This is a genomic window from Paenibacillus sp. PK1-4R, from assembly GCF_030369595.1.
Lineage (GTDB): Bacteria > Bacillota > Bacilli > Paenibacillales > Paenibacillaceae > Paenibacillus.
Window position 1 is genome coordinate 2,183,919 of sequence record NZ_CP126535.1, and the last position, 12,473, is coordinate 2,196,391.

The window sequence follows — 12,473 nt, forward strand, 5'->3', positions numbered from 1 at the left end:
TTGCGATGGCGTTTTTTTGTGGTGAAATAAATCAGAACATTTATTAATGAAGTAGAATTTTGGACTTGGGGTCGAGCTTGGGGACGAATATTCTAGATGCAAAAATCGAGGGTTTAAAGTCCTGATCGTAGAGTTGTCAAAAAAGTACAGTTTGAAAACAAGGAGACCCTTCCGGCTGGATATTGTCCAACCGGAGGGGTTTGTATTTTTATGTATACGCTTTCACTTAGCCAGATATTCGACGAACCTTACAAAGATCGTGGCTACTTCGGCGCGGGTGGCGGTGGTTTTGGGAGCAAAAAAGTTGTCCGGCTTGCCTAATACAATGCCGATGTCCCGCAGTGCCTGAACGGCCTCCAACGCCCAGGAACTAATTTCACTCTCGTCCGTGAAGGACTTAGAGTGTCTTTGAGGTATCTCATAGCCCTTGTACTTCATGTAGTTGTACAGTATCACCAGCATCTGCTCGCGCGTCATCGGTGAATTGGGGTCAAACAGGTCTGCGTTTGTACCGTTGACTATGCCTTTTTCGGCCGCCCACTCGGCTGCCGCCGTGTACCACTGTCCGTCCGTCACGTCGCTAAAGCGGGAACTCGTATAGCTGGAGAGGTTTACGTTCTCAAGATTGGCCAGTACCTGCACGAACATTGCACGCGTCATTGCGGTGCCGGGTGAGAACGTTGTGGACGTCGTGCCGTTGAAAAGATCGTATGTGTAGGCGAAATTTATATCGTTGTAGAACCAGTCGTCCATGTTGGCATCCCTGAAAGGATTGCCTGTTATCACGAGGAAGCCCAGTGGGGTGGCGTCATCAAACGCCAGCTCCGTAGCCTCACGGATGTTCAGCGAGATGCCGTTGTCTAAGCCAACTCTTGCGCCACTCGGTCCTATCACAACCGCTCCGCCGCTCCGTATCTTCGATCCGCCGTGGATATCCACACGGTTGCCATTGGGCAGGTTCACATGCGCGTCTTTGCCACCTACTGTAACCGTACCGTCGCTCGCGATCGTCGAGCCGCCCGAAATGGTCACTGTGCTGTCGCCGCCGGGTAGTGTCACTTCGGCGCTCTTGTCTGCCGGAATGGTTACCTTACCGTTTGAGTCTATCGTTGTGCCTTCGGGCACCTTAATCTTCGTCCCGCCTTTGGTTGCAATCTCGCCGCCGCCGGGGAGGGTGGTGTTGCCGTTTTTGTCTGTGACCGCGGGTTTATCCTTCGGTGTATTCACTGTGTAGGTCGACTTTGGCGTTCCAGCGTCTGTCCCGGTGGCCGTATTGTCAGTGTTGCCCGTATTACCGATGTTGCCGGTATTTCCGGTGTTGCCCGTATTGCCGCCAGAATCAGGCACAGTGGGGTTCGTCGTCTTCATCGGCGTCGTCGTCGCACTGATCTCCGCGCCGTCGCCCTTTGCGTTCAGCGCGATGATGGTGAAGCTGTAGCCTTGACCGTTTGTCAGGTTCTTGAAGGTATATTTGGTCTCCGCCGCATCCAGTGTGACCGGCGTCACGTTGCCATACCATACCTTGTAGCCCAAGATCGCACTGCCGCCGTCGTCAGCAGGGGCGGTCCAGCTTAATGTGACCTGTCCGTCACCGGCTGTCGCCTTGAAGCCGCTCGGTGCACCGGGTACGACCGGTTTTCTCTGCGCGAACATCCAATCAAAGACATCTGTGTAGTCATTGTTCCAAGCCGGCAAGTTAGAGGACTGCGCCGTGGGAGCTATACTCCAAGTTCCCATAGTTATCTGATTGTAAAGAACCGCTGCTTCAACTTCATGCGCTATATAATCAGCCATAACAGGTGTATTGGCAGGATTAGGCCTCAGATTCGGCTGATCAAATTGATTGTAGGGCCACGTAAGAGCCTCATTACTCTCAAAGCGTGAAGCCCTTGCGTTGATCATTTTCGGAATATTGTTATTGATGAAGTTATTGAGGTTAGTCTGGTAGCCTCCAACATTATGAGCATTTAAAAACATCCAATAGGCCAGGTTGTTGTGAGCGTCATTGTCCTTAGCGTTCGGTGAACCGCTTACCGGGGCCATAGGTGCAGCGGCAGCGAAGAAGCCAGGATAGCTGTTAACTAAGTTGTTGGTATACTGGCCGCCCCAGGAGAAGCCCGCCGCGTAAACACGGTTAGGGTCTACTTCGCCGCTAGCAATCAAGGCGTCTATGACCTTCTTAACATTTTCTGTTGAGGGAACAGATACGCCATTATAGGAAATATTCAGTACATGGCTGGCGTACTTATCGGGATTTTGCTCCATCTTTTTCATTAGAGCGACTGAGCCGTTGGCGGATTTCATGGCCGCTTTTTGGTCTGTCGCAGCGTTTGTGCCGCCGCGTGACATGCCGTGAGTATAAACATACAGTGGCAATCCTTTCATCACCTTACCATCATCATCCCTGTGAAGGTAGAGCGAACGATTGACCGAATTGTCCGTGAAAGTAGTGAACTTATCGAGGATTGGATTCGCAACCTTTTCCTGTTCAAAAACCACGTTGTGAAGCGGATTTCCTTCTGTCAGTATGATTTCGCCTTTTTGGACAATGGTGTAAACCTGCTTTGTCGAGTTACTGCTGCCATCCAGCGTTGTATTGCCGCCGCTCTCTGAATAAAACTCAGACTCAACGACGATGTAACGACCGCTCGCCAGTCCGTCTTGATAATCTGGTGAATTGTTAACCTGCCCCACATAGCCGCGTACTTTTGGCTCGTCATTAGCGTATACCCTTGTGATTTTGCGTGGTCCTTCAAAGGTCACCGCTTCGCCGTTCAGAGTCGTGTTCCTAGCTGACAAAGTAAACAAGCCCGGATTAAGCTCGGAGCCTAACGCAGCCTTCCCCTCGCCTAAGTCAATGATGACAGCCGTTGTGTATTCGCCACTGGCGAAGTTGTCATTCCATACGATAAAGGGGAGTATCCCCGCGTCCGGATCATTTTTGAATGTCACATGAATGGTATGGTCTGTTTCAATATTCGTAAAGGTATACGTGCCAGCAGATAGAGTTACGATCTCGCCGTCTACCGTTACAGTATCCACAACTTTGCCGTAATCGGGGGTAAACGTAATTTCTTTGTTAGAGCCTCGATCTATTCTCAGAACATCGCCGGGTGGGTTCAACGTTATTCGGCCCCCCGGTCCTGCAGTTGCGGTGATTGATAATCTGTTGTCCACTTCATTGGCTAAGGTGAGCTGCAGGCTGTCTGTAAATGAAACAGAGCTGGTATAAGCCGCGTCCGGATCTCCGAAACTGGAAACGACTTCATAGCGGTCACCGCCCTTTTCCGTTGAGTTATTAATGTAAACCTCAAAGGTAAGCATTCCCTCCTGTAAGATCAAATTTCTTTTGGGTATTCTCATCTCCACGATATATCCTGTTTCCGTGATCTGGGTCCATGCAGCTCTGCCTGGAGCGGCCTGCCCTGAAAACACACCCGTCGCGCTGACGCGCCATTGGTTTGAGCCTGAGGTTCCGGTGCCAACATAAAACTCCAGACTGTCGTATCGGTGATCTCCACCGGCTCCCTGATATAGATTACTGTCTTGTACAACTACGCGGGCATACAGATAGTCATGATCCCAAAGGATTCTGGCTGTGCCCGTGGCATGGGGTCTTGGGTCGGTGGGCACAGTGCTTTTGTTGATGTGATGCTCCATGGTCTGGCCCCAGAGTGGGTCGTTTGACCCGAGTTCGGGAGTTCCAAAAATGGCGGTGGGTGTTTCATTCGCTTCTGCGTTCTCGATGTTGTCAGTGGCGGCGGCATAGCTGGTAGGCATTAGCGACGCCACCATTACCAAGCAACAGAGGAACGCGAGCATTCTGCTAAATCGTTTTGGCATAAATGAAAATCCTCCTTATTTTTCGATCCGGTGCGCCCACGGCTTACCGCATCGATTTCGGACACGTTGTCCATATGACAAGCGCCCAACTATATATATTAAGTTTATCAGGGGTTCAATCCTTTAATTTACACATAAACCATACGTAAACATCTAGAACGGCAGAGATGCCGTTTTATTGTTTTGATAATCTTGTACGCATCTGTGCATGTAGATTGCTTCATATCAATAGTGTTGCAGTCTGCATTCATTTCAAATTGCAATAAAAAAATCCACCTTATTAACAAGAAACTACATTGAATTAGAAGTGTTGAAGACGTAATATGAGGAGAAATGTAAGCGCATTCATTTCAGGGTGTTTCTTTAGCTCCTTGAAACGAGGTGGTCTTGTTTTAAAGATGAAATAAGGATTACGTGCTTTTGAATATTAAACGAGGGGAAGAATGCTATGCGGAAGCGAATATCAATCATAATGTTAGCTTTTCTTTTGACCTTTAGTAGCTGTTTTAGTCTTGTTCTGCCATTTAGCAATCAAGCTTCAGCGGACACAATAACACCAACGATGTTGGCGCATTATCCATTGCTTGAGGATGTACAGGATATATCAGGTAATAAAAAGCATGGAACGGCCGTAGGAAATATTACGTACACCGATGGTCTCACTCTACCTGGGGGAACAGATAGTAATACGAACTACGTTCAGCTTCCTACGGGTTTGTTTGATCATCAAGAAAATACAACGATTTCTGTATGGATCAAGAGCAACACGGGGAGTGGGAACTACTCAGCATTATTCTACGGTACGCCAGCAGCTGGCAATAACTTGCCAACAAATTACTGGATGTTGAATCCATCGAATCCAAGTGGTGATTTTAAGTCAGTATTTACGAATAGCAATAATGTTGACCAGCCTTGGACGACTGAGGTAGGGGTATCAGGCACTTCTACGTCACAGTACAAAGGTCAATGGGTTCACTATACGACGGTTATTACAGAACGCTCTATTACAGGTTATATTAACGGTGTTCATATAGGCACGACCGCCAAAGAGAAAACAACAGCAAGTTTTGGTACGGATTTGCATGCTTACATCGGTCGCTCCAATTATTTAGGGGATGCTACTTTTGCGGGCAGCTTTCAAGATTTAAGAATTTACGGAGAGGCACTAAATAATGAAGATATCGCTGTAGTATATGAACAATCATTTAATGACAAGCAAGTACAAAAAGGCAAAATAGAGCTAACGTTAGGTGATATATCGGCAGTTACAGAATCTCTTGAACTACCTACTGAAGATAAGAATGGCGCAATGATCTCATGGACTTCTAGTGATGAGAGTGCGGTTAGTCCAACTGGTGAAGTGTTCTTACGAGAAATGGAACAACAAGTGACGTTAACTGCAACCATTTCTTTAGGTGGAAGCCAGGCAACGAAGGAGTTTATTGTTACCTTACTACCTAAGGATGACTCTATTGAGCAGATTGCCGTTAAGAATGTTTCGCTTAATGAACCTACATTTATTTTATCAGTGGGGGACAGCGAAACATTAGTGGCTACTATTTCACCTTCAAATGCAACGAATAAAAGAGTTATCTGGACATCTAGTGACTCCAGTGTAGCGATTGTCAATTCAACGGGTAAAGTTACAGCTGTTAGTGAAGGTACAGCCACAATTACGGTACAGACGGAAGATGGAGAGTTTACAGCTTCATCAGCCCTTACCGTTAAGGGAAAATCGCTAAAAGATGATCTTATTCTTCATTACAACATGAAGACAACTGAAGAAGTAGACGGTCAACTCGTACTGAAGGATGTTGCCAATAAGGCAGTTACATTTGACGGAATATTTAGAAATCCAAACAATGGACAATTCATTTCAAACAGTGAGGTTGGCTTTGTTTCCTTCAATGGTGGAAGCTCTACATCTAATAGTGGGCATGTTGAGATTCCTAAGGGCTCAAATGGACTAGATCTACTACACGGTCTGAATGAGATTACAGTATCTTCAATCGTGAACTGGACGAATGATGGGACGAATCGCTGGATCTTCGGTTTGGGTACTGTGTTAACACCAGAAACGAACAAATATTTCTTCGTAACACCACGTCACGGTAGTGGATCAGGTAATATGATTGCTACAGGTATCTCTAAAAATGGCTGGCCAAACGAAGCATTAGTTACAGGTAGCGCAAACTCAAACCTGATCGGTGGGCAGTGGAAGCATGTAACGGTGTCCTTGTCCGAAGCTAGCAATAGGATAACGTTATTCGTGGATGGAGTTAAGGTTGCTTCAGGTAATGCGAAGGGACTAAAGCTGTCAGAAATTATTAATTCGGATGCTCCGTTCTCTGGTTTTATCGGTAAGTCAATCTTCTCGAACGATCCGTATCTTCAAGGTAGCGTAGCTGATTTTCAAGTATATGATCGCGCCTTGACGGAGCAAGAAGTAGGCGAGTTATATCAACAAGAAGGAGCAACTCACATCTCAAAAATACGTCAGCTCACTGTTGATGATGCCGCGAATCAACTTGACATCAGTCGTTACTTAGGTGAAGGCGATAAGAGCACCGATAAGATAACGAGAAACGTTACATTACCGACAAGTGGTAAAAACGGTGTGAGCATTACTTGGAGCTCTAGTCATCCTGATGTCATTTCTAACAGTGGCACTGTAAAACGTCCAGCTGTTCAGGAAGGTAATGTTCAGGCAGAGCTTACGGCTACTTTAACGTATCAAGGCGTATCGACTACAGCTATATTCCCTGTTACGATCTTGAAGCAATTCGATGATCAGCAGAAGGTTGATTTAGACGCTGAACAGATAGAGATCTACAATGCTGACAACGTTAAAGGTAACTTACGTCTTGTCACTACAGGTGAACAAGGCTCCGCAATCACATGGGTATCTAGCAGACCGGCAGTTGTTAAAGGAACGGCTGAAGCGGCTGGTAATACTACACAGCTAGGCTGGGTAAGCCGTCAAGCTACGGATACGCCCGTTACGCTAATAGCTACAATTACGAATGGTGCAGCTTCTAAAGAGCTTACGTTTAACGTTACGATTAAACAAGCAATTGCGCCAGTACAGCATGATGCTTACTTCTTTGCATACTTTACAGGTGAATATGAGGGTGGTGAAGAGATATCCTTCGCTACAGCTGAAGATCCATTGTTCTGGAAAGCGCTGAATAATGGTAAGTCGATCCTTCAATCCGATATGGGTGAAAAAGGACTTCGTGATCCATTCGTTATTCGGTCACCAGAAGGTGATAAATTCTATATGCTGGCAACCGATTTGAAAATGGGTGAAAGTACAAATTTCGACCAAGCTCAAATTACGGGTAGTCATTACATGATGATTTGGGAGTCGGAGGATCTCGTAAATTGGAGTGAGCAGCGTATGATCGAGGTTGCTCCTAAGACTGGAGGAAATACGTGGGCACCAGAAGCTATCTATGATCCAGTAACTGGAGAGTATATCGTATTTTGGGCATCATCGATGAAAAACACAGAGACATATGGTGATTATAACGGAAGACCTGTAGGTCAGTACAATGTGATGTATTACGCAACAACAAGAGACTTCTACAACTTCTCTGAGCCAAAGGTCATGATTGATGAGTCACTTCCAACCATTGATACGACGTTTATTGAGCATAATGATATGTTGTACCGATTCACCAAGTCAGAAGTGAATACTAAAGTGTATGTGGAGAAAGCACCAACTTTTTACGATGACAAGGACAATATTGCAGCTAACGGCCTTCAATACGACGCTGTTCCTGGTACACGTGATAATAAACTTGGCTTGATCGGAAATAATGGAAACAACGAAGGGCAGACGATTTTTAAGGATAATAATAAAGACAAATGGTATCTGTTCCTTGATTCATGGCCATATCATGCCCGGTATACAACAGATCTGGATAGTAGCACGCAATATATGAACAATGTATTAAGTAGTGATCAATATGCACTTCCGCCAGGACCACGACACGGAACGGTAATTCCAATCTCACGTGCAGAGTATGATGCTTTGCAAGAGAAGTATGCATGGAAAGGTCCAGCACCTTCAACAGACCCGGTTGTACATTACTCATTTGATGCAAATACAGTGAATGGTACAACGTTGAATGACATTTCTGGTAATGGTCATCACGCAACACTAGTAGGTGGAGCAACGATTAATGAAGAGGATCGTATCGGTAAAGCTGGTGGTGCACTAGAACTTAATGGATCAACAGGATATGTGAAGCTGCCAGATAACTTGATTCAATCCTTGAATCTTGAGAAGGCTACGTTCTCTACATGGGTTCAAATGGACAGAAATCAAGCAAATCAAAGAATATTTGATTTTGCTTCTGAAACAGGCAGACAGGTTAACCGCAATACCATGTACTTGAGCACACAAGGGGATACAGGTAGTCTGGAGTTTGCTGTCGTAACACCTTTTACAGAGAAATTTAGCAGTGACAGCACGCGACTGGGATCAGAATATAAATATGCGGTGAGAAATTCCGGGCTATTACCAACGAAGACTTGGCAGCATATTGCCATTACAATGGATGAATTTGATGCAGTATTGTATGTGAATGGTCAAGAGGTTAAACGTAGCTCGACATTTAACGTTGAGCCGAGAATGTTACTGGAAACAACGATGAATTATATTGGTAAATCGAGAAACAGCTCTCATAGTTTATTTGATGGTAAATTGGATGATTTCCGTATTTATAATCGTGCATTATCCGTTGAAGAGATTGCAACATTAGCTGATGAAGACGTTACTCCTCCAGTAGAGCAGCCATCTGGGGCAGAGCTCATTCTTCACTACGATATGAATGATATCGATGGTGCCATGGTTATTGACCAAACAGGAAACTTCAACGGAAAATGGATGAATCCGTCTAAAGCTGAATGGATTCGTACACAAGATGCTGGTGTACTAAGCTTTACTGGTGGCACAACTAACTCTTATGTAGAGCTACCACAAGGAGTACTCGATGGATTAACGGATATGACCGTTTCATCCATTGTGAACTGGAGCGGTAAAAACGCTGCGGAGTGGTTGTATGCATTAGGAAGACCAGACAATAACACGCACTATACGTATTTCACACCACGTTATAACGCTAACGGTCTAGCTCGCCTTGGTATCGCGACGAATGCTTGGAATAATGAGTCATCAACTTCTACCACGGGCTTAAAGAATAATGAATGGAAAGTAGTTACAACTGTTGTTTCAGGCACGGATGGTACACTAACGCTTTATATTGATGGTGTTGCTGTTGCATCAAGCTCAACGAATGGAATGACACTAGAACAAATAAAAAATACTTCAGGCAGTAGTGGATATATCGGTAAGTCATTCTATCCAGCTGATCCATACTTCGGTGGTATGATTGCAGACTTCCAAATCTATGATGGTGCTATGACTGCGGCAGATATTACATCACTTAAGGCCCATTCAGATCAGAAGATTGCTTTAATGGAGGGCATGCTTGTATCGGCTGCGACAGAGAAATTAACGATTAATGATCTTCTTGCTTCTAATGCATCAAAAGATACGATTATAAGCAATGTAACATTGCCAACATCAGGTGCTTATGGCACAACAATAAGCTGGACTTCAGATAAGGGGAATGTCATCTCAACTACAGGTGCCGTAACTAGACCAGCTAACGCAAAAGGTGATCAAGTTGTAACGTTAACAGCAGTATTTACAGATGGTACAGAGACAGTTAACAAAACTTTTCAGTTGACGGTTAAGGCATTGCCAAACGATGGCACTTCTGTAGATGAAGCAAAAGCAGCACTAGTCGTTCATAACATTAATGATGTAAGAGGCCATATCGAATTACCAACATCCGGACTATATGGAACAACAATTACTTGGGCTTCTGTACAAACAAACGTCGTTTCAGTTACTGGAGAAGTAAAACGTCCGGCACACGGTAGTGGAAATGTAGACGTGAAGCTTACAGCTACGATTACATTAAATTCAGCATCCACTACGAAGGAATTCATTGCAAAGGTGAAGGAACTGCCTGCTGATGAAAATTATGCGGGATACTTTTTCACATATTTCACTGGAGAAGGTACTGCAACAGGCGAGCAAGTTTACTTTGCACTAAGTAACGGTAATGATCCGTTGGACTGGCGAGAATTGAATAATGGTAAACCTGTATTGACCTCTACCTTAGGGGAAAAGGGTGTACGTGATCCGTTCATTATTCGTTCGCCTGAAGGTGATAAGTTCTACATGATCGCTACCGATCTGAAAATTAACGGCAATGGTGACTGGGGTAGAGCACAGACATGGGGCAGTCGTTCCATTATGGTTTGGGAATCGAATGATCTAGTCAACTGGACAGATCAACGCATGGTAGAGGTTGCACCGGAAGAAGCGGGTAATACATGGGCACCAGAAATTATGTACGACAAGACAACGGGTGAATATATCGTATTTTGGGCATCAAGAATGTTTGAGGATGCATCTCATACAGGCAGTGCTTATCAAAAAATGATGTATAGCAAGACAAGAGATTTCTATACGTTTACGGAACCGCAAGTATATTTGGATTATGGATATTCCATCATTGACACAACGATGATTGAGCATGAAGGAAAAGTGTATCGCTTTACGAAGGATGAGCAAAACAACGGAGCTTCTGCTCCATTTGGCAAGATGATCTTCCAAGAGGTGGGTGACTCGATCTTAGATCCAACCTTCAAGATGATTAATCAAGGCGTTGGTAACATCAAATGGGTCGAGGGTCCAACGATCTTCAAATCGAATACAGATGAAAAATGGTATTTATTAGTAGATGAGTTTGGTGGAAGAGGTTATGTTCCATTCGAGACAACCAATCTTGCATCAGGTGCCTGGACATTATCTTCTAACTACAACTTACCAGCTAGTCCGCGTCACGGAACGGTAATTCCAATTACACAAAGTGAGTATGATGCACTCAATGGGAAGAACGTACCCGTTAGCGGAATTAGCTTGGACAAAACGACGTTGTCCATCGTAGAAGGTCAATCAGGGCAATTGACAGCTACGGTAACACCAGCTAATGCAACGAAAAAAGCAGTAACATGGAGCTCAAGCAATACAGCTGTAGCCACTGTAAGTGCGACAGGTCAAGTAACAGCCGTGGCACCAGGAACAGCAAGGATTACAGTAACTACAGTGGATGGTGGTTTATCATCCAGCGCTACGGTAACGGTAACATCATCGGTTGATGGAACACCACAAGCACCAAGCAGTGGTAATGGAAATGGTGGCGGTGACGGTAACATCCCTGCACCTACAGTACCAACAGCTCCAGGTGGAAGTGAGCCAGTGGTCATGGACAATGGTCAAATAAACATTAAGCCAGTTGTAAATGAGAGCGGTACTTCTGAAGTGAAGTTAAGTGCGGATACAATGAAGCGTGCGCTTGATCAAACGACAGGCGGTAAGTTACACATGCGAGTTGAAGCTGATGCAAGCTTGAACGGGCTAACGATTGAGCTAGCCGTAGATCCGCGTTTAACAAGTGGATCTTCTACGGTAGATCGCATCGAGATCAACACAGGCTCTGCAGTCGTAACCGTGGCAACCGAACTGCTTGGAACAGGAACAAATGCGGGGAAAACGTTAGGATTGTCGATTAAGAAAATCGCAGCTAATCAACTGCCAGCTGGCGCCTCAGCTCAGCTGAACGGTGAAGTCGTATACGATATCGAGCTAACGATGGATGGTAAGAAACTTACAGAGTTTGATGGCAGAGATGATCTCGTGATTGAATTGCCATACACACTAAAGGCTAACGAAAATCCAAACAACGTCGTCGTATACGATGTGAAGGACAACGGAGAGTTAAGAGTGGTGACGAATGGTAAATACAATGCAGCGACAGGAAAAGTAGAGTTCAAGCCAACGTATCTAAGCAAGTATACGGTAGCATATGTTGCAACGAGCTTTAAGGATGTGACCCAAGACTGGGCGAAGGATGCAATCTCAGCATTGGGAGCAAGAGGTATTGTGAAGGGTGTAGGTGACGGCGAGTTTAATCCGAATGGTCAAGTGACAAGAGCAGAATTCATCACCATGCTGATGAATATGTTTGAGTTATCGGATGAGAGCGCAACGACAAGTTTTAGTGATGTGAAGCAAGGAGAATGGTACCATGGAAATATCGCAACCGCGCAGAAGCTGGGGATTGTGAATGGGAAACCAAATGGAAGATTCGGAGTTCATGAGAACATTACACGAGAAGATATGGCGGTTATGGTATACAAGGCGATCCAAATGAAGCAACTAGCGTTAGCAAGTGGTGAAGTTACAGCCTTCAAGGATGAAGCAAACATCGCAAGTTATGCGAAGCAAGCGGTAGAGGCAATTCAGGGGGCGGGCATAATAAACGGTGTAGGCAACGATGAGTTTGCACCGAAGAAGAATGCTAGCCGTGCAGAAGCAGCAGTGATGATCTATAATGTGTTGGGTTTGATGTAGACACGTTAAGTATAGGGCAGTTGCTATTGATTCACTCTGATAATATGAAATGTGGGTGCTCTAATAAATACTTGATACAAAAAAAGTTGGGCGGAAGAACTTTTTCCGTCCACTTTTTTATCTGTTTAATTTA

At 45.0% G+C, this 12,473-nt stretch carries 2 protein-coding genes; one reads left to right on the plus strand and one right to left on the minus strand.

Annotation, left to right across the window (positions count from 1 at the left end; all coding sequences use genetic code 11):
• Positions 1–222: 222 nt before the first annotated feature.
• Positions 223–3,843, minus strand: a complete 3,621-nt coding sequence (locus QNO02_RS09580) for an S-layer homology domain-containing protein (RefSeq protein ID WP_289391885.1) — start codon at positions 3,841–3,843, stop codon at positions 223–225.
• A 448-nt stretch (positions 3,844–4,291) separates the two neighbouring features.
• Here QNO02_RS09580 and QNO02_RS09585 point away from each other — a divergent pair, with 448 nt between their 5' ends.
• Positions 4,292–12,340, plus strand: coding sequence for an immunoglobulin-like domain-containing protein (locus QNO02_RS09585; protein ID WP_289391886.1), 8,049 nt, complete (start codon positions 4,292–4,294; stop codon positions 12,338–12,340).
• Positions 12,341–12,473 lie beyond the last annotated feature (133 nt).

Bases quoted from the DNA above. Each gene is read 5' to 3' on its own strand.
- QNO02_RS09585 (WP_289391886.1), top strand. From the start codon at position 4,292: ATGCGGAAGCGAATATCAATCATAATGTTAGCTTTTCTTTTGACCTTT.
- QNO02_RS09580 (WP_289391885.1), bottom strand. From the start codon at position 3,843: ATGCCAAAACGATTTAGCAGAATGCTCGCGTTCCTCTGTTGCTTGGTA.